This window comes from Arthrobacter sp. ES3-54, from assembly GCF_029504395.1.
Taxonomy (GTDB): Bacteria; Actinomycetota; Actinomycetes; order Actinomycetales; family Micrococcaceae; genus Arthrobacter.
On sequence record NZ_JAQFIF010000004.1, the window covers coordinates 1 to 21,421 of the forward strand.

Annotated in this window: 20 protein-coding genes; 6 read left to right on the top strand and 14 right to left on the bottom strand. The window is 61.8% G+C overall.

The annotated features are described in order from the left end of the window. On the bottom strand, window positions 1-263 hold a 263-nt coding region (locus tag M2428_RS08475), incomplete at its 3' end, for a hypothetical protein (protein ID WP_277525539.1). A gap of 555 nt (window positions 264-818) precedes the next feature. On the opposite strand from M2428_RS08475, the gene M2428_RS08480 reads away from it, so the two are divergent. After that, a complete protein-coding gene (locus M2428_RS08480) occupies window positions 819-2,087 on the top strand; it encodes a PASTA domain-containing protein (RefSeq protein WP_277525540.1) in 1,269 nt (422 codons plus the stop codon). Window positions 2,088-2,159: 72 nt separating this feature from the next. Here the strand turns inward: M2428_RS08480 and M2428_RS08485 are convergent, their stop codons facing one another. Beyond that, window positions 2,160-3,029, bottom strand: coding sequence for a G1 family glutamic endopeptidase (locus M2428_RS08485; RefSeq protein WP_277525541.1), 870 nt, complete (start codon window positions 3,027-3,029; stop codon window positions 2,160-2,162). 1,100 nt (window positions 3,030-4,129) lie between these two features. On the opposite strand from M2428_RS08485, the gene M2428_RS08490 reads away from it, so the two are divergent. Continuing rightward, the gene (locus tag M2428_RS08490; protein WP_277525542.1) at window positions 4,130-4,516 is read left to right on the top strand and encodes a hypothetical protein; all 387 of its coding nucleotides are present in this window, start codon (window positions 4,130-4,132) and stop codon (window positions 4,514-4,516) included. 42 nt (window positions 4,517-4,558) lie between these two features. Here M2428_RS08490 and mobC read toward each other — a convergent pair whose 3' ends face one another. From mobC to M2428_RS08525, 7 genes are all read right to left on the bottom strand, one after another. After that, on the bottom strand, window positions 4,559-4,720 hold the full coding sequence (gene mobC / locus M2428_RS08495) for a plasmid mobilization relaxosome protein MobC (protein WP_277525543.1): 162 nt from the start codon (window positions 4,718-4,720) through the stop codon (window positions 4,559-4,561). Between the two features lie 570 nt (window positions 4,721-5,290). After that, window positions 5,291-6,751 (bottom strand): hypothetical protein, encoded by a 1,461-nt coding sequence (locus tag M2428_RS08500; protein ID WP_277525544.1) that lies wholly within the window; start codon window positions 6,749-6,751, stop codon window positions 5,291-5,293. A gap of 190 nt (window positions 6,752-6,941) precedes the next feature. Beyond that, window positions 6,942-7,256, bottom strand: coding sequence for a hypothetical protein (locus tag M2428_RS08505; protein WP_277525545.1), 315 nt, complete (start codon window positions 7,254-7,256; stop codon window positions 6,942-6,944). Further along, a complete protein-coding gene (locus M2428_RS08510; protein WP_277525546.1) occupies window positions 7,256-7,594 on the bottom strand; it encodes a hypothetical protein in 339 nt (112 codons plus the stop codon). The genes M2428_RS08505 and M2428_RS08510 overlap by 1 nt, the downstream gene beginning before the upstream one ends. Window positions 7,595-7,643: 49 nt before the next feature. Continuing rightward, a complete protein-coding gene (locus tag M2428_RS08515) occupies window positions 7,644-8,759 on the bottom strand; it encodes a hypothetical protein (RefSeq protein WP_277525547.1) in 1,116 nt (371 codons plus the stop codon). A 125-nt stretch (window positions 8,760-8,884) separates the two neighbouring features. Next, window positions 8,885-9,943, bottom strand: a complete 1,059-nt coding sequence (locus M2428_RS08520) for an HNH endonuclease (RefSeq protein WP_277525548.1) — start codon at window positions 9,941-9,943, stop codon at window positions 8,885-8,887. A gap of 337 nt (window positions 9,944-10,280) precedes the next feature. Continuing rightward, window positions 10,281-11,063, bottom strand: coding sequence for a hypothetical protein (locus tag M2428_RS08525; RefSeq protein ID WP_277525549.1), 783 nt, complete (start codon window positions 11,061-11,063; stop codon window positions 10,281-10,283). A 93-nt stretch (window positions 11,064-11,156) separates the two neighbouring features. Here M2428_RS08525 and M2428_RS08530 point away from each other — a divergent pair, with 93 nt between their 5' ends. Beyond that, on the top strand, window positions 11,157-12,224 hold the full coding sequence (locus tag M2428_RS08530; protein WP_277525550.1) for an IPT/TIG domain-containing protein: 1,068 nt from the start codon (window positions 11,157-11,159) through the stop codon (window positions 12,222-12,224). Window positions 12,225-12,536: 312 nt separating this feature from the next. On the opposite strand, the gene M2428_RS08535 is transcribed toward M2428_RS08530, so the two are convergent. From M2428_RS08535 to M2428_RS08550, 4 genes are all read right to left on the bottom strand, one after another. Then, window positions 12,537-13,031, bottom strand: a complete 495-nt coding sequence (locus M2428_RS08535) for a hypothetical protein (RefSeq protein WP_277525551.1) — start codon at window positions 13,029-13,031, stop codon at window positions 12,537-12,539. 954 nt (window positions 13,032-13,985) lie between these two features. Continuing rightward, entirely contained in the window at window positions 13,986-14,429 is a 444-nt protein-coding gene (locus tag M2428_RS08540; protein WP_277525552.1) for a hypothetical protein, read from the bottom strand. Window positions 14,430-14,607: 178 nt separating this feature from the next. After that, window positions 14,608-14,919 carry a helix-turn-helix domain-containing protein gene (locus M2428_RS08545; protein ID WP_277525553.1) on the bottom strand — a complete coding sequence of 104 codons (312 nt, stop codon included), beginning with the start codon at window positions 14,917-14,919 and terminating at the stop codon, window positions 14,608-14,610. A 400-nt stretch (window positions 14,920-15,319) separates the two neighbouring features. Then, window positions 15,320-16,750: a recombinase family protein gene (locus M2428_RS08550; protein WP_277525554.1), complete on the bottom strand. Its 1,431-nt coding sequence runs from the start codon at window positions 16,748-16,750 to the stop codon at window positions 15,320-15,322. Window positions 16,751-16,931: 181 nt separating this feature from the next. Here M2428_RS08550 and dprA point away from each other — a divergent pair, with 181 nt between their 5' ends. The 3 genes from dprA (at window position 16,932) to M2428_RS08565 (ending at window position 19,943) form a co-directional block, all read left to right on the top strand. Further along, window positions 16,932-18,119 carry a DNA-processing protein DprA gene (gene dprA, locus M2428_RS08555; RefSeq protein WP_277525555.1) on the top strand — a complete coding sequence of 396 codons (1,188 nt, stop codon included), beginning with the start codon at window positions 16,932-16,934 and terminating at the stop codon, window positions 18,117-18,119. 117 nt (window positions 18,120-18,236) lie between these two features. Beyond that, window positions 18,237-19,136: a tyrosine recombinase XerC gene (locus tag M2428_RS08560; RefSeq protein WP_277525930.1), complete on the top strand. Its 900-nt coding sequence runs from the start codon at window positions 18,237-18,239 to the stop codon at window positions 19,134-19,136. Window positions 19,137-19,439: 303 nt separating this feature from the next. Further along, window positions 19,440-19,943 carry a DUF3145 domain-containing protein gene (locus tag M2428_RS08565; protein WP_091561164.1) on the top strand — a complete coding sequence of 168 codons (504 nt, stop codon included), beginning with the start codon at window positions 19,440-19,442 and terminating at the stop codon, window positions 19,941-19,943. Between the two features lie 121 nt (window positions 19,944-20,064). On the opposite strand, the gene fabF is transcribed toward M2428_RS08565, so the two are convergent. Next, window positions 20,065-21,300: a beta-ketoacyl-ACP synthase II gene (gene fabF / locus M2428_RS08570; protein ID WP_277525556.1), complete on the bottom strand. Its 1,236-nt coding sequence runs from the start codon at window positions 21,298-21,300 to the stop codon at window positions 20,065-20,067. Between the last annotated feature and the right edge of the window lie 121 nt (window positions 21,301-21,421).

Below are 21,421 nucleotides of genomic sequence, written 5' to 3' on the forward strand. Positions count from 1 at the left end.
ACGGCCCGAGTCTCGTCGTTCCTGAACTGGATGTACGTACTGCTGACTCCGGAGAGGTCGTCGGTGATCCTCGTTGAGTATTGCACTGAGGCTGCCGCCTCGCTGACGTCCACCACCGTGGGCGTGAATGAAAACCCATGTATTACCGGTGCTGTGGCATCAACGACCGCTGTAACGCTCAACTCGTCCGGTGTCCCCGCCGCACTGGCGATTGTTTGCCCCCCAACGAGCAACATGACAAGTGAGGCTGCCACAGCAGCCATGACAGAACGAATTCTTTTCAAGCTATCCCCCAACAAAATCCTCGGAGCTAATGTCTCTGCGCCCGAGTTGACGGTGACAATAACTAGTTGTCTTCTGACATGCTTTGGCTCGCATCATAATACGGTCCCTGAGACTAACTGTGGGCCACGAGCCCCCAAGCAGAAGTCGGGCAGACTCTTCGAAAGTTGGTTGTCCGCTAACTTGACTTGACTTTCGCATAGTCGCTCCGCGCAGCTCGCAGCGTCAGCTGGCCATGTCGACGTATAACTTGAATAGCGCGGCGAGACGGTCTTCCTCGGTGGCTAGCTTGCGGCGACCGGCTAGGGCCCCATCCATAACCTTGTCCAACGCCTCATGTGCCTTGAGCAGAGGAAGCGCCATAGCATTCGGTTCATACATGGCGGCCAGAGACCGGTTAGGGGTTAGCTCGCGGGCGTGATGCGTCGGCGGCAGCCGCCGACGCTTATTGGTGTGCGCCCGACAGCTGATCCGTGCTGATCGGTCAGGTTCTCGCCCGGGAAGGTCTGGGAGTGGCCCAGCGGGCATAAACACCAATGCGCACCGATAAATCGATTCTTGATCGGCGTTTATTCGCAGGACTACTCTCTGGGCATCACTTCGAGGAGCCGGGAGAGGGGACAATTCCGATGAACGCAATAGAGCCATCGGAGCAGGTGTCGAAAAGTGTTGCGCGGGAAAGCTGTCCTGTTGGCTGGCAGCCCTGCGCTTTACGTCCCGTCTTTTGGGCGTTCACTGACTACGGGCCAAGCGACGGCGTGCCCGTTCCAGTGCGGGTATTTTATCCCACCGTGGACGGCACCCCTCAGGATGCATCGATGGCGCGCGGCTGCGGTCGCTATCCGGTCGTGGTCTTTCTGCACGGCCATTGTCAGTCAGGCGAAGTGGATCATTACCTGCAGTGGGAGCATCTTGGGATCGTCCTGGCAAAGTCAGGATATCTTGCCGTCATGCCCCAGATCCCGGACATTGCGTCGGTTCTGGCGGGGCAGCCACCGCTCACCACGATCGATCAACTCCTAACGTGGATTCGGGGCAGATGGGAGCACCACGATGTACTGCTGCCTGCACCCTCTACAGCGGTGATCGGGCATTCTTATGGTGGACTCTTAGCCGGCCGGTACGCGTCAGAGGTGGGTAGTGTGGCAGCGCTGGCTACACTTCACAGCAGCTGGGAGCACGATGCGCCGCAGCTCGCTGGAATCTTGGAGACGCTCGCGATACCCAAGCTGTTGGTCTTGGGTAAGAAAGATGCCATGTCACTGGTTAGCGAGCGGTTATGGAACTCCATGCCTCTTCCCAGCCACCGGGCGACTTTCGAGAATGCTGGCCACTGGGACTATCTACCCAGGAGTTCCACGAACTGCGGTACCCGGTCTGCATGCTCCTTCTATCCGGCTGCAGCTTTCACCATTCTTGATATGTTCCTGAGCAGATACCTCCCGCCGGAGAAGGCCACTGACCTGTACGATCGTATTCCCGATGATCTCCGGCCGCCAACACTGCAGCTCACCCCTGAGCAGGAGTTTTTCGCTGGCGGGAACTGGCTGCGTGAAATCGACCTGATGGCAGGCGACGCAGAATGCGCCGTGCAGCTCGATCAGAGGGTGCGGGCAACCACGTTTGTTCCACCTGTCGTCGGACTAAACCCGCTGCAAGCGGCGCAACGGGTTTTGGACGCTCGCCTCAAGCCCGTCGTTAAAGGCAGCGGGAACAAGGTAGTGAAACAACGTCCGCGCGGCGGCCGGAGGGCGGAAGTGGAATCGGAAGTCGAGCTGGAACTTGGTCGGCAGCCGATCTCCTAGATCCCGACGTTTCCGAAGCAGTGCGGCCTAAGCGAAATTCCAGGCACGACGACTATTCGCCCACACGGGTCATCAAGTGGCGGACACGATTTTGAAAGCTGTGTCGTTCAGTTGAATGGCTTTAGCCAATGTGGTGCCGTCAAAGTCCACCATCGTGACGGCCTCACCCTCGAGGAGTGAGCGCGTCAAACCATTCTTCGTGGCTGCGGAGATTTCCTTAAAGTGGACGTCATCGAAATGTGCCAGTGGGTTCAGTGATGGGTTGCCGCCCATGTCGCGGCTTATGCCAGCATCGATGGTGAAAGCCCCCGGAAACCCTGAGTCAAAAGCGAAGTTCACGGTCTGCGAGGTGGTCTCGTTCGCCAGTACGTATGTGGCCCTGCCAGGAGGATTCTTACCCAAGCATATTCCCGCGGAAATTTCGTCGCCGGGCGCGACCGGGAGCCCTAACACGTCCATCCCGTTGGCACCGAGCACGCTCAGTTGTGAAGTGACGTTTTCCGTGGCGTCAACTGTCATGTCAACGTGAACGTCGAGGAACCCCAAGCCTACGAAAGTGCGGAAATGGTTAATGCCTTGTGGAGATGACGTGTAGCCCAGGTTTGGCACGGTCCACGTTACAAACAGGGATAAAAACGGGTCAGCGGGGCTGTAGAGCGAGTAACCACAGGTCAACGGAGGGTAGAGACGGAACGCCTTGGGGGGCAACGCGGATTCCGGTCTTGGAGTCCGGTTTATTTCAGCTTGCAGATGCTCGAACGTGCGATAGTGGCGAGCCTGCCGCTCCCATAGAGCCGACAGCCCGGGTTGACTCTGGGGATCGGGCCGCTGCGGGATGGCGTACCTGGCTAGATCCTTCGGATCGGCGGTCAGAGGGTCAAAATCCTTTGGCGGCGCGATGAATGCATTCCCCTCGCGGCCGACGCGTTCCTCGTTGGTCACGACGCGATCCCTTCCTTTCCAGCAAAGGAGACTGGAAAACAGTGCCTCTAACTACGGATGAGCGACATAAGCATGCATCTTCGCCTGCTCGGATGTCTACGGCATTAGGTCCTTCCACTGAGGTTTGTTCGCCCTGGAATAGGCCGACCCCGACACGGAACGTCCGGAAGGGCTCGTTCGAGCCAACGGACGGAATCGTCCTGATGCCCGGAAACGCATAGACCCAGTGCTGGTGCGCGGCCGTCTTGTTCTTGCTCGACGCGGCCATGAACAGCATGGCCGTACCGGTAATGGACGGGAGAGCGACAGGTTTGCTGTGCTGCCGTGGTGCACGCAACTGGGCCGTGCGGGACAGTTCAGCAGCGGTGGCCGCCAACGGCCCCGGGTCGGTTCAAGCCGGTACGACCATGCCGCGAACGCCCCGGAGACGTCCCGTGCAACCTTCGCCCAGGTCGCGTGATCATCACGCGGAATGGTGCGCAGCTGCTCAACCAGTGCGGTCGCGTTCCGGGTGTACTCGACCCACATCTCCGCCGGGGGTGTTCCGTTTTCGGGGCCGGCCCTAGATACGGTGCGCCTGTTGCGGGCGGCTGCGTTCCATTCCGTTGCGGCTTCGGTTGCTACGTGCGGTGAGTCCATCCATTCTTCACGCAAAGCACCGAGCTTCAGGTCGGAGGCGAGGGTGCCGCCGCCGAACCAGATAGGACGTTCGCCCTGCTTCGGGCGTTCGGCTACGGAGTACCCGACGATGACGTCGGTGGTGTTCTTCGCGTAGCGCGGACGAACCAGCATGCCGGTGTCGCGGGCGCGCCGGACGAACTCACTTTCGGTGGCCGAGGCGCTGGCGCTGGCGCGGACTTTCCGGACCAATGATGCGCGGTGCATTTCCCGCTCGTCCCGGACAGCGGAGGCTTTCTCTGCCCGGTCGTAGCCGCGGGTGGAGTGCACGGTGGAGAGTTGCTCCAGCCCGTACTTAACTTCGAGCTCCCGGCACGACTCTTGCGCCCTCTTGTAATCGCCGTGGGTGGATGCCTTGGTGCCGTCTCACGGACAAGGGATACGGCCAGGTGGATGTGGTGGTTGCCGTTCTCACTCGTGCCGTGGTTGACCGCGACCCACCGGCAGCGGGCCTTTCCGCTGGTTTCGGTAAAGCCCATGGAGTCCACGAAATCATCGGCGATATCGCCCCATTGCTGGTCCGTGAGGGCGCCCGCTTCGGCGCGCAGGCTCAGCGAGCAGTGCCACACGCTGGCGTCCTTGTAGCCGACGTGGACGCGCTCTTTCTTGGCCGCGTCCCACTGCATGTCTTTGATCTGAACCGATACGTCATAGGCCCTGCGCGGCTGGTCAAGATGCTTGGCGATTGCCAGGGCATCGTCACGGTCCAAGACACCGTCGTCGTACCACGCCATGATCGCTGCGTCGCCTGCTACCGGATGCGGATCGGAGTGTGCGTTCTTGGTCTTGTTGGCATCGGTAAACCATGAGTCCGCCCATGCGTGAACCGCGGGTGATGTTTGGGATCATCCCTACATCAACCCCTCAATGGTGCGGTCGATCCGCATGGCAACGGAGCGTATGTGCGTTAGTGCTTCGTGGGCTTCGGCGGGGAACTCGCTCGTGGCGTTGGCCTGGCGTGCGAGTTGGTTGATGTTGTTGGAGGAACGGGCCAGCAGATTGTGCAGAGACATCAATTCCGCGAATTGACACAGCCCGCGATCTGAATTTCAACGCCGTCAGAGCGGCCGCCGCCAGCGGGGTGGAACTCACTGAAGCAGTCCAGCTGCTGGCCGCCGCCGAACAAAAATACGCCAAGGACTCGCAGCCGCGCTGCGGGCGGACTGGACTGAGGCCGACCTTAGAGGGTTCGGCCTGGACGCTACCACGAAGCGGGCCAGTGGCAGGCCGCGCGGCAGGAAGCCGGTCCGTGAGACGGCCCATGCAGTGGCTGGTTCAGAGCAGTAGCCCCTCGCCCACATGTGCACGGCAAAAGTTATTTCCTTACGGGCTTTTCCCGCACACATGTGGACGACCGGACCCAATGGACGCCTGCACACAACCACCAGGGCACGGCACCACCGGGCCGATCGTAACCTTAGATGAGCGGTGGCTGTGCACAGCCTCTCAAGATGTGCTGGGAACGGAACATTTCCCCATACTTCAAGACGCGAGCATCTCATGTTTAGGGCTCCGTACCGACGGGCGCGGAGCCCTTGTTGGGGCAGCTTAAGTAGGCCCGAACATGAAGCCGAGTGATTGATTCACTCAACGCCTCCTTGCTGCACGGCAAAACACTTTCCTGCCCGCTCTTCGAGTATGAACTTCCAGATATTCAACCCATCTCGTTTCGTGAAACGGGGGTGTCGCGGCCCGTTGAAAAACAGTGATCCTGCCGCATTCAAGATGTCAAAGGGACCTGTGCCTTCCGCCGTGAACATGATCTCTGAGAACCTTAGGTGGCCTTTATGACATAGGCCTAGCCAGTGGCCTATCTCGTGGGCGAGGATAAACTCGTTCGACAATCGGGCACCCGCGTTGCGGGGCCACATATAGGACACTGACGTTCCAGAGTTCGGCAACCCCGTCTCTATACTTGTGCAGCAGTCGTCGTCTCTGCCGCAGCCACCCGTTGCATTGAACCCGCTCATTCCCAAAGTAATACCCCTCGCCACTTTTTTCCGAAGGTGATCAAAGGGGAACAGAACTCCGAAGGCTTCGATAGTGCATTCCGTGGCGATCGTTCCATCCCGGAATACATTGTCTCGAAGGAGTTGAGCGTGGTCAGCAAGGAACCGGTCTGGCCAGCGGATGGGGAATCGATTCGGGGTGGTGCCCTCAACGAAAAACGGGTTGTCGTCCCACGAGAGCCGTATGCCGACATCCGGGGTGACCCTAGAGGCGTAGCGCTTCGACCTGTTGCAATGCTTTGGATGCATGGCCGCCATCTTCAATCCTGGGTTGCCGCTCTGGAGATAGTCGTCAATTTCATCCCTGCTCGCTAGCCCCACGGTCGGGGATTCGGTGTAAACGACTGCGGTCGGATAAGTAAGCGTCTTCCAGCCGGGGTGGTCGTGCCCAGACAGCTCGTAGAGATTAATGATTCCGTTGTCGTGCAGTTTTTTTAGATTTACATGCTTATCGCCCTCGGTATGGAAGGTCAGCAGACGGTGTGTAGCCTTGACGTTCATACCCCAATCCGTCTTGTCCAAGCCGGCTGCCTGCCTGACATCGCTCCGCAACTGGGCGTCGTGGGCGAACTTGTCATTGATGAGATCGCTTACCAGGTAGCGGAGCTGATTTCGGTCCCAGTGTCGCCATGCCTCATCCACGATCGTCCCCACGATGCTGATCCCTGAGAGAGTGACACTAATGGAACCACCGACGGCCGCAGCAGCATCGTGAGCGGCGTCCTGGAACCGTCCCTGGAGCAAGTTCCCAACGGCCGACAAACCGCCCTCAAAAAATTCTCCCGTGCCTCGAACCATTCCGCCGAGTGAATTGAACGCTCCTGACCAGATCCCTCCGAGCACAGAGCCCCCTCCGCATAGGGCCTTGCCGTCCACAGAGCAGGCCCGATTCGCGATCCACCCGCCCGCGTCGCCGACCCTCTCTGCCACGTCAGCTGCTTCGCCAACAGCATCCCCGAGGGCCTCTGCACCATCCTTAATAGCACCGCCAACAGCACCAGCGACCTTACCAAACAAGCCCATTGTTGCCTCCATGAGGCTCGACCATTGATAACTTGTAGTTGCCGGATGCCCGGCAACAGAAGCGGCATGTCACATACATCAAGCACATGCGCCGCGGAAACAGGAAACATGGAACCGGTGACATGTCTTGTGTGTCAGTGCCGCCAATACGGCGGCGTAAATGCTCCCGGAGCCAGGGATTCCTCGATACGTGAAGAGCCGATTACTCTCCTGATTCAGCCCTCTCAAAGGCAAGCTCACCTGAGTTGGGGTCCACCCTGACCGTCGTACTGGCATCCATTCGTTGCAGGTCCTCTGCACTAACCTCAACTGATTTCAGTACCTGGTCGTGACTCCTCGCCAGCATTTCTTCAAACGCGGATGTCTCCTCCTCGATGCGTTTGGTATCTACAGACATCCCTGCCGGCGCAAGGAGTCTATGCAAATGGACCACTTCCCCTGTCTGCGGGTCAAAATAAGCCCGCGTCCGCAGTAGCAGGAGTTCTCCAGGAGTGCCGTGGATCGCATTTTTACTCATCAGGCGACCCAAGTAGAGAGCTTGCAGGTTGCGTAGGCGGACAGGCTCCACACTGAGAGCGAGAAGGTCACGGAGAGGCAGTCCGGAACCCAACGCGCGCTGTCGTATGGGCCGCCGGGTGTTTCGTCGATGCCAACTAGTACTTGGTCGAGGCTCGGCCGTCGCCGGGTCGCTGAAATCCAAGCATTAGCGATCCCGGAACCGTTGATACCGGCGATGCTGGTCTCGGCGAAGGCCCAGCCGGGACCCTCGGGGTTGAGGATAGTGACTGAAGACTTTTTCGGCAGCAAGCCGGCACTCTGGTTCAAATAGTGCGGATAGATGCTTGAAAGCGTCATGGTGGGGGCCGTCCTGTCTGATGGAGGGTTTGAAATGATCAGTCTGGACCTATTCCCTTACACCATCAATAGTTATAGCTGGAGGATGTGGGTATGGAATGCATTGCTGCCCGGCTGGCGTCTCGACCGGTTGGACCGGGGTCCGTTGTTTCTGCGGCTTGCCCCGCCTCGGATCCGCGGCGCGGGGTTTGCCGGCGGGGTAGGTGGCCCGCGAGTTTTTCAGCAGAGGGGCGCTGATGAGCGACCACTTCTCCGTGCGGATACACGAGACGAACATCTGGCCCATGAGGGCTTCGCACCGTGGACAGACGAAGGCGCTGTACTCGGTGCCTTTCATTTTGCTGCGCCGCATTTTGAGGTCGGCCTTTCTGACATCGGCGCGGGTTTTCCCGATCCACCTGTTGAGCGCCTTGTGCACGTCCGGGTGGTTCTCGTACCGCTTGGACCGTATGTCGCTCTTGACCTCCAACGGGGGAGTAACGCTGTACTGCACACTGTCTCGGCCCTCGTTCGCCTCCCACAGCATCATCGGGGGTTCACAGAACCAGCATTGGGTCAGCGTTGCCCACACGAATGGCCCGCCGTCGGTGTGGACGGTGTGGGCTCCGTACGCTGTTTCCGGAGCGGCGCTGTTTTGGTTCATCTCGGCGATGCGTTCTTCGAGCTGCCGTCGCTTGAGCTCGGCCTCCTGGCGTTCCCGATGCGCCCGTTCCTCTGCCTTCCGGAGCCTGGCGAGCTGGTCCTCCGGGCTACCCTTTGGCCAGTGCGGCGGGTAAGTGAGGATGCTGTCAACGAAATCGCCCAGGAACTTCGCGTCGGAGAAGGAACAACGTGCCCCCAGCTGCAGCAGCTCTGCGGGGTTTGCGGGAACATCCGAGCTCTTACCGAATCCCGTCACGACTACCGGAACCTCAATCGGGTCGTACTCAAGCTGGCGGGGGACGACCCAGACGGGAAAGACCTGGTCGTTGAAGTAGCGCTGGCTCCTGATCTGATACTTCGCCGGTATCTGTGAGGAGAGCTGGACCTCGAAAGCAATACGACGGTCCTTGGCGTCCGACTCCGCCAAAACGTCGATGATCCAGTCACGGGACGGATGAGGGTATTCCAGATAGGCGCGCCAGCCGGGGATAGCATCGATACGGTCGCGCAACGCAGTCTTCATGGCCTGGTGCTGCGGTGTTTCGCCACCGTGCTCGACGTTGCAGCCACCAGCAGGTTACGGGTGTTGCGACCCAGCCGGTGGTTCCCGTCCGGACCGCAGCGTCATTAGGACGGCATACAGGGCCGTCAGGCCACGTGGCGCCATGTTACGTTATCGCGGATGCACCTGATGGTGTAGCGTTCCACGCCGTACTCCCGGGCGAGGCGGCTGACCTCGCCTTGCGTGCCCGTAAGTTTGGCCCGAATGGTTCTGACATCGTTCTCAGTGAGCTTGGAACCACCGACCCTTTCGCCCCGGGCTACCGTTCCAAGCCGGATCCTATCTTGGGCGTTCTCCAGAGGCGTGGCCCAGCGAAGATTCTCCGGCCGGTTATCCACAGGGTCTCCATTGCCATGGGCGGCGTGCATCCCTGGGGCGGGACAGGGACCATGCCATGCCTCGCACACCAGCATGTGCACCCTCCTGGGGTTCCTGGATCCGAAATGCACCACGGCATAACCACTGGGGTTTATGAACTGCTTGAGAATCCTCATCGTCCTCCCCCTGACCCGGCCAAGGGAGCTTACCCAGTAGCCCTCAAACCGCGTCTCGCGCCATACCTCCCCGTCAATCTCATCATCCGGGTGGACGACCGAAGCAATCTCCGCAATTCTCAGCCGATTGGCCCGCGCTCTTGCATCGGCCGCTCGCTTGGCCATCAGCCCTTGGGAAGGCTCCGGCCGGGGACCGGAGACGCCGGCCTTTCCACGCTTGACATTTGAAATGTATGACTGCGTGCATCCGAAGAACTGCGCGATCGTGCGCTGAAGGACGCCCGCAGCGAGCATTTCCCGCATGCGTTCGAAGTCCGCTTCCGTGAATCTGCTCGGGGGGGCCGTGTTTCCATAGCGGCCCCGGGCGGCGCGATCGGCCATATTTTCGGCATGCGTTCCGACCCGCAGGTGGGCGACCTCCACGCAAGCGGGTGTGTCGCATGCATGTAGTAAGAATTGCTCGGTGAGGAGAATTTCGCCGTACTCGATGAGCCACGCCGCCCGGTGGGCCAGGATCGTTTTGCCACGCAGCACAAACCTCCCATGTCCGAAGTCGTTCTTGCCCGCAGTCCATAACAGGCAGCCGTTGTCCGCCCGGACGGTTTTTGCATAGAACCGCTCGTAGTCCGTGAGCTTCGACCTGTTTGCCATACAACGCAGCAAAGCAGACGGCTGTGACAATCACTCATTACGCCACGGCTTACAACAGAGAGCTCCCTTTCGGAAGGCTTGCTGTGGTGTGGCTATATCGGGAGGTTCTGGATGGCGAAGTTAGCTTCCTCAGGGGGTGAACTGCGCGCCGTACTCGTGGACCCGCTGGTCGTAGATGCGATCCGAGTAATATGCACGTTTTCTGGTAGCCCCTGGCCTTTTTCAGCGCCCCTTTGCGACCAGCTTTACATAAGATCCGCTATCGGACTGCAGGCAGCGACTGGCAGACTCCCGTAACAGACTTCCGAGTTTCAAGCTTAATCGGTCAACCCAAGGGCTAATCAACGACCGCCACAGATTCGAATACGAGGCCGCCCGAGTGCCATTTGATGGCCTGGGCCACGCCGTCGGCAGTCCGGTGGAGGGACGCAGCGATGCTGGAGGGGAGACCCGATAGGGCGCTTTTCTGTCGCATGACAATGGTGTGGATCTCAGACCAGGTTATCCATGCGACACAGGACGGAATGGAGGCCAGCAAAGCCTCATAGTCTTCAGCAGTCATTCCCGAGCGGGCGCACAGGGACTCAAGACCCACGGCAACACCAGCGTCGACCTCGTGGCGGCCGCTGCCGGCGAGCCTGATGGGTGGGGGAGTGGTCAGGACCAGCAGGAGCAAGGGTGTGCGGTTTCCGCTGTGAGCCTGCAGGCAGAGCAGCTCCCGAGGAAGCTGCTCGACATTGAACACGGCGCCTTTCCTGAAGCCTTTGGCTTCAACTAAAAGTTGGACCGACGGGCCGGTCACCCACGCGTCCGGCTGGACATCAATTTTGAGGGCAGGCAGCAGGAGATTGCCCGGCAGCACGTCGAGGTCAGCACGTTCAGCCTCATTGGCGGCCGCAAGCCGGGTTTGGTCGGCGCCATGGGCGCCACGCAGGACTTCCCCGAGGAACAGGTCTCGCGGGAGGTTGGACAGGCCCTGAAAAACCTCTGCGGTCAGCGGGTTTTCCATGCCGCGACCGCCGTCGCGGTAACGCTTCACGTTCCTGCCTTCCCAGGACACCTCGTCCAGTAGCCGGCTGATAACTGAGGGCTTGTGATCGTTCGCGAAAAGCGTCTTCATGTTGGTCCAGTCATCGATCGATGCGTTGAGACGGGATCCACTGTTTCAGTCGATCTGACCCTCTCGTGTCCGGCTCCGCCGGGGGGCCTACCCGTGAGTGTCACCTCGAGCCACCCCAACCGGATTGCCAATGCAACCTTTACTGTGGATGAGGGCTCTGCATCTGCGACAATTGACTTGTTTTCGGGAATGCAGTGCGGGCGGGCTGGCCTGACGTTTCAGGCACCAGGCCATGCCCCAACAGAGACTTTTTTCCTGGTGGCCGCCGCGCCGCACATCACCGCTATCAGCCCCAACTCTGGCACCACCTGCAACGGGATAAACCTGGTCCTAACCGGGGACTGCCTCGGAGATTCCGACACGAATCCGCAAGCGACCCTGATGGGCCCCGACGGTGAATATCACGCCACGACGACCATCCGTACTCCTCAGACAGAGGTAGTCCTCACCCACGGGCCGCTGCCGGCAGGAATCTACGACATCGCGTTGTCGAACTGTGGGCGAATCGATTACGGGCCTGTTCCCTTGACGATCATGCACAGCCCGCCGATAATCGCCAAGCCGCTGACCGCGAATGTAACCAGTGTCCTATTGTGCAGCACGCCGGCGATTACACTGACGTGGCAGGTCCGAGCTGCATCCATGATCCGGCTGTTCCGGGGAAACGTCCTTGTCACCGAAAGAAATTACGACCCCTGTCAACAGGTAACGGACAGCGTGACGGACACTGTGCCTCTTATCACGGCCGCCGGCGTGAGCTATACCTTGGGCGCTTTCAACCCCCTCGGCGACGTCGTCACCAGTGGTCCTCTGAACATTCCAGCCGGGTCGCCGGCGCCGTCAGCAACGAGTTTCTTTATCATCAACAATTCAACCGAAGCAGTAAACGCCTTTCTGATTAATGGAGAGGACCTAGGTGGGGCCTTCCTCGGCACTTTTGCCGTTGGTCAGAGTACGGTCGTCACCCTTCCCGTCTGCCTGATCCGAGGAATCGCCTCACTGAGTCCGCGACTAGTGGCCGAGCACAATCAAAACTTCCCGAACCGCCAAGTCGATGCCAAAGCTGTAGCCACGGTCAGGACATCCGGGACCTGGAGCCGTAATTTCAGCGGATACCGTCTGGGCCAAGCATCGTCCGGTACCCAAGGCTTCTCAATTTAATGTCGCGTGACCGCATTACAGCTAGGGACCTGGTCGCGCTCTCGGGTGTGGAGCATCGAGCCTGAGCAGGGCATCGCCACAGCCTGCCTTGAACGACTATAGTGGTTGCCTCAGGCAACCAGCTTTACATAATATCTGGTATAGGTGAATGCGACGTACAGGCATGAGGAGGGGGAGCGGTCGTCCCATCCATGTTGAGCTCGACTTTCACGGCTGACACGCCAGCGCCGCGAACCTGTTGTCAGGGAAGCCGAACCAGAACGATCCGACGGCCGGTTTCGCGGCCGGCATGCGGTGTCGCATGCGACTCCGCTATTTGTGGGAGGTTCCTAGACCTCGACGTACACCGTTGACGAGTGTTGGAACAAGCGCATCAGGCAGAATTGAGCCGAGAACAATCGCCCGGTGGTTTCCGTTCTGAAAGGAATTGTCTTGAGTGGACGTTGATATGTGAATGGGCTCGATGATTAAACTTATTGCAGCCCTCTCCGTTTTGGGTGGTGATGAGTACGACCGAACCTCTGTTTCGACTTCCTGTTGCGTCCAGTCTTCTGGGAAGCGTTTGTAGCCTCGCTGCTTCGCACGCTCAATGACTTCGGTTGAGATTACAAGGGCAACGCTCCAGTCGGTATCGGCCACATACTGACACCTCGAGCGATGCTCGTCGTAATATGGATCTTCGGCCCAAACTGGATAGCGCTCCCCAGCAGTGATGAAGGGCTGTTCCAGCGCCATGCCCTTCAAATGAGATGCCGACAACAGTTCGAAGTCATCGATTGAGTGCCTCATAGCCATGGTCGGTTTCATCGGATTGTCGCAGCAAAAACAGTTCACGCTTGAGCCCCCAAGGGTTTCCTAAATCAAGTTTGTCAATCGGTGCATTATTGCACCTGGCTTGTTGATTCAGAGCGCTTGTGCCGCAATATCGACGGAGTCCGCAGGACGGCCACGACTACTACTTCTGTTCACTTTCGCTAAACGCCGATAACGGACGTTATGAAATGTAGACGTGATCTACTTCGTCTCAGAGCCTGGTGGGGATTGCCTGCAAGGTGGAACTGCGGGACCAGGGTTCAACCCAGCTGGAGGCTGGCCCTAGGCCCGATTGATGGATTGGTTACTCTTCATATGCTCACGGTGATCCCTGTTTCCCTTCAGATGAATGCGGACAAAGCACATGATCTTGGACGATGCGCGCACCTGAGACTGCCATCGAACCCCGCATCTATCCCGCAGATTCGCTGACAACGGACGAAAGCGGATGACAGCAGAAAACAGCCCTGACCTGCGGCGATCGAAGATGCTGATAGCCCGCAGAAACCCCCGAAAGAGCAGTACTCTTACTCGACTCATTTGCGTATTCGAGGGGTTGCTCTCGCGGATCGGAGGCCTTCGCCGCAGTCCCGTTGATCATCCCGGTGCGACGGAAGGCCGTCACGGCTTGTCCGACGCTGCAGGCCGGACATGGAGGTTTGTCGTCGGGGCGGGAGCGCAAAGTTGTTGGCTCTCTGGAGGCGCCATAGTTAAGTTTGCCAATTTTTTGCCAATGAGCCACCCATGGGCAAAGCGAAGGCCCCTGGTTCCCTTGTCAACAAAGGGAACCAGGGGCCTCGCTATTTGGCGGTGACGGTGGGATTTGAACCCACGTAAGGAGATGGACGTCCTCTTGGAGCCTTTGAGGATCATCGCTTTGCTTTCATGAATGTCGATGACGCTCCATTGTTGACAACCTGTCCACCGAGAAAGATGGAGATGGAGAAATCAACGCCACTTGATCTGCACAGTCTCGGGGTTGAATGCCTTGACGCCATGAGGTTGGGGGTACAACCTCACCTCGAATAGAACGTCGATTACCGCGCGCTGAGCTCCAAAGTCGAGGTTATCGAACGCGGACACCACGTTCTCCGCGCCATGCACCGGACCCACGTTTGAGCCGGCGGTCTGGCGCATGCTTTCGGCCCCCAAAACTGTGATGGCTGCCTCCTCGTGCTCGCGTATGCGCTTCAGTTCGCGGCCATCTGTGATTTCGGCGTCGTTGTCGCGCTGCAGTCGTTCTACCTCGGCGCGGTGCTGGCCGACTTCATTCTTAATGGTGCGGATCCGAGGCTCGTCCTGGCTGGGGAGCAGGTCGTGGGCGTCTGCCATGCCGAGCCTGGCCCGCACGACGTCAAGAACGAATTGATCGACGTGTTCGCGACTGCGCATGATGTGCCCTGCGCAGCTGTATCGCGCCGATTGTGTCTCGACACGCCTGTCGCAAAGGCCGCAGAGGTACAGTCCGGTTCCCAGATGGCCGCTCATGGTATCGGGGCGCTTGGGGTCGCCCGGCCCCGCCGGGGCTGTCCACCGGGCTTCGTCACCGACGGGCGGTCTACTCCTTCCCTCATGGTTGCACGCAACCGTTGAAGATCGCGGAGAGGCGGGCAATCTGCGCGGGCGTAAACTTCGGAGCGCGGGAAACGACCTCGGCAATAGCGGCCTCAAGGTCATCATCCAAGTGACCCGTCGGTGCGCCAGGCGCAGGGGCAAAAACGCGGTCCAGTTCGGAGACAGCGATGAAATGCTTGTTTCCGTCCTTGACGGAAGGGAGGCTGCCATCGTAAATCCGGCGCCGGATGGTGCCTATACTGCGGCGGCTGTGCTTAGCGGCGGACTGCAGGTCCAGACGGGGGGATTCGAGAAGATTGGTAGACATGTTCGCTCCGGGAGAGATGAACACAACCGAGTAGTCTGCACGATTTGTCAGCTCACACACTTGCCAGCATGCGGGCCCATCCCCGATAAGTAGGGGCCGTATGACGTTCCCTCATGTTGCCTACCGGCCTACATAAGGTGACGCTGTCCCGAGACAGGATGGGCAGCGTCTGCACTATTTTTCAATTCACGTGCTTGCCAGCGTGTGAACCTCGCCCCAAAAGGCTGCACTGTTATTTCAGCGAAGACGCCTGCCGACGTATTGGCCTAGCCCCGGAAGGCCGCATGAAATTCTCGCAACTCCGTCTGCCGACGGGGATGGGTGACGTTAGTCGTGACCCGAGTTTGTCCCGGGTAGAGAAAAAATAGCACCCTGTTGAGAGGTGCGCAAATTTTCCGCACTACAGCCAGGTAATTGCCACTGTCGAGGGCCGGAAATTTCTTGTACCTCGTCCAGGTGGGTGAAGCTTGATATGCAGCAGTTCACGAATGACGGCGCGCTGCCGTTCGCCAGGCATCTTGTGCCAAGCGTCCCGGACCGCGGCTTCGCGTTCTTGCGTCGTGCTGCCGCCGAGATTCACGAGGCCGCCCAGCAAATCGATTCGGCCGGCATCGGCAAGCTCGGCCTGTATCGCGGTCAACCTCTCATTGATGCGCTTCGTCGCTGTCTTTAGCTGCGACACTGCGAGCGGGGCATCGTCGTCATCCGAGTCGGCAAACTCCACGGCAAGCGCTTCCAGTCGTTCACGAAGCCGACCTTGCTCCCCGCGTAGCTGCCGGGCGCCGGTGCTTGTGGAGGGCTGCAGCAACGTCTTTGCGTCCCGGTCGGCCAGCCGGCTGACCATGATCCCGTGTACATACTCCTCTACTGGTTCAGCGAGGCGCGCAAAATGGCCGGTCGAGCCTGAACAGCGGTACCCTCTGTATCCGGAGCGTGCGCTACCGCCAGCGTGGACCGTGCCCTCACAAACACCGCAGAGGGCAATGCCGGTAAGAAGTCCGACGGGATTCCGACCAGGTTTTTGACGCTCAGGGTTGAGGAGTATCGAACGCACAGTTTCAAAAAGGTCGTCATCGACGACGGGCCTCCACTCGGCGGCCACGGCCTGAACTTCCCCGAGGTAAACCATCCGGCCCACGTTTCGCTCGTTCAGCAGGACATCGCGGACAGCGCTCCGCGTCCACTGCGACGGCGTCGGCTTCTTGCCAGCAATCTTGTCTTCCTTGCTCAGGCGCCTGTTTTGTCCAGTGGTGAAGCCCAATCCGTTCCAGTACCTGGCAACGGCCGATACCGATTCCTGGCCTGCCACCATCCCGTAGCCTTTTCGCAGTGCTTCCGCTTCCGGCTCCCGAACGGTCACGCCGTCCGGCTCATACCCGAACGCGCGGCGTCCGCCGACACGCTTGCCGCGTTTCGCGCGGGCTTCATTGGCTCGCTTCTGCCGTTCGCTCTTCCGGCGTACCTCGAACCGGGCGATGGCGGCCAGCATCGAAGCACGGAACTCGCCATCGGCGGTAGTCAGGTCGATTTCTCCGTCTACGGTGAGGACCTTCACGCCGGTCTTTATCAGTTCGGAAAGATCGGTAATTGAGCGCAACAATCGATCCACATCTACTGCGATGACTATCTCGAACTCCTTGTTCGACGCATCTGCAAGCAGTTGCCCCCATTGGGAGGCCACCCGTGACCTAGTGGCGCTCGAGGCGTTGTCTTCGTACGTCTTGACGATCTGGTATCCGCGGGCCGTGGCGATTGACGACGTTCGTTGGCGCTGGCGATCAATCCCCTCTTGGGCGTCGAGTGACTGTCTCAGATATATCGCGGCTCTCATGAGCACTAATGCTAATACGCTGTCCTGTTGCTCGCCTGGACCCTTGCGGACCTCTCCCGGCGCGACGTGCCGGACGGGGACGACGTCGGCCAGGCGCTGGGCCTCCGCCAGGCCGCCGCGGCCTCCCCTTGAGTCCGCCCGCACACACCGCGTCGCCCTAGTCTCCGCGAAAGGAACCACCATGATCGATGACGAACGAACAGCCCGGGCCGCCCTGTCCCGGCTGTTCGAACCGCAGGACGCGGCGGCGCTGGCACTGGTGCAGGCCGCGGGAGCGCAGGACGCCCTGCGGATTGCCAGCGGCGGGCTCGCGGCCGGTCCCGAGCTCGAGCAGGAGATCACCGGAATCCTGGCGGACAGCGGCTCCGGCAGCGGCTGGTCAGGACTCCCCGAGGCACTGAAGCGTTGGGCCCCGCGCGTGCCCGACCTCGCACCGGAGCGGGACCTGGCCACCATGCAGCGGCTCGGCGGACGGATCATCATTCCCACGGATGAGTTGTGGCCGCGGCAGCTGGCGGACCTCGGCCTGCAGGAGCCCCTCTGCCTGTGGTGGCGCGGCGTCGAGCAGGAGCTGCCCCCGGCGGCCAGGGCCATAGCCCTGGTGGGCTCCCGGGACAGCACCAGCTACGGGGCTTCGGTGACGGGTGACCTCGCTTACTCGCTGGCCCAGCGAGGCTTCACGATCGTCTCCGGCGGTGCCTACGGGATTGACGCCCACGCCCACAGGGCCGCTCTGGCCGGCAGCACGGGCGGCATGCCCACCATTGCCGTCATGGCCGGGGGAGTGGACCGCTTCTACCCCTCCGGCAACGAGGCCCTGCTCCGGGCGGTGGCGGACCACGGCGCAGTCCTGGCCGAGGTCCCGCCGGGATCCGCGCCCACCCGCTACCGGTTCCTGCAGCGGAACCGCCTCATTGCGGCGCTGGCCTCCGTCACGGTGGTCGTCGAGGCCCGGTGGCGCTCCGGAGCCCTCAACACGGCCCACCATGCCGAAACGCTCGGCAGGGCCGTGGGCGCCGTGCCCGGATCCATCCACAGCGCCAACTCCGCCGGCTGCCACCGGCTCCTGCGCGAAGGCGGCGCCGTGTGCGTCACGGATGCCGGGGAAATCGCCGAGCTCGCCTCCCCGAGCGGCGAGGCGATGCCCCCGGACAAGGCCGGCCGGGCGGAGGTCCACGACGGCCTGACCCTGGAGGACCTGATCCTGCTCGATGCCCTGCCGCTGCGCACCACCACCTCGGTCGAGAAGCTGGCCACGGTGGCCGGACTGAGCCCCGACTCGGTCCGCGCCGGGCTTGGCCGGCTGGGGCTGCTGGGCCTGGCCGAATCCCGGCACGGCGGCTGGAAACGCTCCGGAAAAGCAGACTGACCTGATGAGCGCCGCCGGGAAGACGCGGCTCGCCGACCGGCTCCTTGAAAGCCCCGGGAATACTGCCACAGTAGGAGGGTGTCTACACAGGATCCCCCCGCCGCGCTGCCTGCCGCCATGCAGCTTGCCGCCGCACGCTTCGGCCGCTACCTGGAAGCGGAGCGGGGCCGGTCCGCCCATACCGTGCGGGCCTATCTCTCCGATGTCGAAAGCCTGCTGGCGCACGCCGCAAGCGAGGGGGTCCAGGACCTATCCGGGCTGGAGCTCGGGACCCTGCGGCGCTGGCTTGGCGCCCAGAGCGAGTCCGGCAAGTCCCGAGCCACCTTGGCCCGCCACGCCGCGACCGCCCGGGCCTTCACCGCCTGGGCTGTCCGCGAGGAGCTGATCGAAGCCGACCCCGCCCTGCGGCTCAAGGCGCCGAAGCGGGAGAAGTCCCTGCCCGGCGTCCTGCATCAGCAACAGGTCCGGCGGCTCGTGGACGACGCCGAATCAGCCTCGGCCGAGGGGGAACCGCTTGCCCTGCGCAACCGCGCCATCGTGGAGCTGCTCTACGCCACCGGTGTCCGGGTTGGCGAGCTGGCCGGCATGGACGTCGACGACCTCGAGCAGGACCGCAGGACCCTCCGGGTGCTCGGCAAGGGCAACAAGGAACGCACGGTGCCCTACGGGCTGCCGGCGGCGCTCGCCGTGGACGACTGGCTCCGCCGCGGCCGGCCGGCCCTCGCCACCGGGACCAGCGGTCCCGCGCTCTTCCTGGGCGCCCGCGGCGGACGGGTGGACCAGCGCCAGGTCCGCAGCGTGGTCAAGGGGATGCTGGAACGGCTGGGGGACACCGCCGCCACCGGACCGCACGCCTTGCGGCACTCCGCCGCGACCCACCTGCTCGACGGCGGGGCGGACCTGCGTGCGGTGCAGGAAATCCTCGGGCACAGCAGCCTGGCCACCACCCAGATCTACACCCACGTGTCCGTCGAGAGACTCCGGCAGAGCTATCAGCAGGCGCACCCCCGGGCCTGAGAATCGCCCGGCATAGCGGTGTGCGGCCCGGCCGGACACCGGTCCGCGGAGAAGGGCGCGGCGCGCCGGAAAAGACGCGCCGAATCGCACTGGCGTAATTAGGAGGGGTAGGGCAGAATAAAACTCACGCCCGGGAAGTTTCAAGTTGAACTTGAAGCTGGAATGCACCACGTCCCAGCTTCGAACCCGGTTGTATATTAGTAGTCTGGCAGGGACCGCCGGCATAATTTCGGATCCGCGCAACAGACAGACATCCAGGCACAGGTCGTTGGGGAAGACGTACCTACAGCTATGGAGGATGGAATGTCTGTTGCACTGACCCGAGGTGTGTTGTTCGTTCACTCAGCCCCGACTGCCTTGTGCCCCCACGTTGAGTGGGCCATAGGGTCTGTCGTGGACAAGCGGACGGACTTGGAGTGGACCGCTCAGCCTGCCGCGCCCGGAATGTTCCGGGCCGAGCTGTCGTGGACCGGAGCGCCGGGCACGGGGGCTCAATTGGCGTCCGCTTTGCGCGGCTGGGCGCATCTGCGCTACGAAGTCACCGAAGAACCCAGCCAGGGAGTCGACGGCGGCCGCTGGTCGCACACCCCGGAGCTGGGGATCTTCCACGCCACCACCGACGTCCACGGCAACATCATGGTGTCCGAGGACCGCATCCGCTACGCCTACGAATCCGGCGCCGGAGACCCTTCGGCCGTCTACCACGAACTCTCGCTCGCCCTCGGTGAGGCCTGGGACGAGGAACTCGAGCCCTTCCGGCACGCCGCCGAGGGCGCCCCCGTGCGCTGGCTCCACCAGGTCGGCTAGGGCCTCACCCGGCGTTACACCGCAGCAATTCCATAGCTAGGCGCCAAAAGGCAGATGGCGGCAATGTTCACGAAGAACATTGCCGCCATCTGCCGTCTCGGCGTGCTGCGGGGAGGTGGAGCTACACGCTGCGTACCGCGATCACGGCGTTGTGGCCGCCGAAACCGAACGAGTTGCTCAGCGCGGCGATGCTGCCGGCGGGCAGGTCGCGGGCCGTCGTGACGATGTCGAGCGGGATTTCCGGGTCCTGGTTCTCAAGGTTGATGGTCACCGGCGCCTTGCGGTCGTAGATGGCCATGACGGTCAGCACGGCTTCCACGGCACCGGAGGCGCCCAGCAGGTGCCCCATCTGGGACTTGGTGGCCGAGACGGCGACGCTGTCCACGTGCTTGCCCAGGGCGGCCTTGAGGGCCGCGTACTCGGGCTTGTCGCCGACCGGGGTGGAGGTGGCGTGCGCGTTGACATGCACGATGTCTTCGGGCTGGATGCGGCCGTCGAACATGGCGGCCTTCAGCGCACGGGTCGCGCCGAGGCCCTCGGGATCCGGGGCGGTGATGTGGTAGGCGTCGGCGGTGACCGAGGTTCCGGCCAGTTCGGCGTAGATCCGGGCGCCGCGGGCCAGGGCATGTTCCTCGGCCTCGAGCACCAGGGCACCGGCGCCCTCGCCCATCACGAAGCCGTCGCGGTCACGGTCGTAGGGGCGTGAGGCGTGCTCGGGATCGTCGTTGCGGCGCGAGAGCGCCTGCATGGAGGCGAACGCGGCGATCGGCATCGGGTGGATGGCAGCTTCGGCGCCGCCGCAGACGACGACGTCCGCCTTGCCGGCGCGGATCAGGTCCAGGCCAACGTGCACGGCCTCGGTGCCGGATGCGCAGGCGGAAACGGGGGTGTGGGCGCCGGCGCGGGCTCCCAGGTCCAGGCTAACCGCCGCGGCCGGGCCGTTGGGCATCAGCATGGGCACGGTCATCGGCAGGACGCGGCGGGGTCCCTTTTCGCGCAGGGTGTCCCAGGCATCCAGGAGGGTCCAGACGCCGCCGATGCCGGTCGCGAAGGCAACCGCCAGACGGTCGTGGTCGATTTCGGTGATGCCGGAGTCGGCCCACGCCTCGCGGGCGGCGACGACGGCGAACTGGGTGGACGGGTCCATGCGCTTAGCCTCGACCCGGGTCAGGACATCGAGGGCGGGCGTGGAGGCGCGTGCGGCGAAGTGGACAGGCAGCTCGAACTTTGCCACCCAGTCGTCCTCAAGCGTGTGCGCGCCGGAGACGCCCTTAAGCGCGTTCTTCCACATCGTGGGGACATCGCCGCCGATGGGTGTGGTGGCACCCAAACCGGTAATGACTACTTTGCGTGCCATGGGATCACTCTCTGTCGGTGCGCCGGCCGTATCCGGAACCGCGAACGGGATGGCCGGGGCCTGCGAGGGGAAAACTTTGGGGTCATGCACTTGATGGTGGTCCGGTCCGGGCACTGCTGGA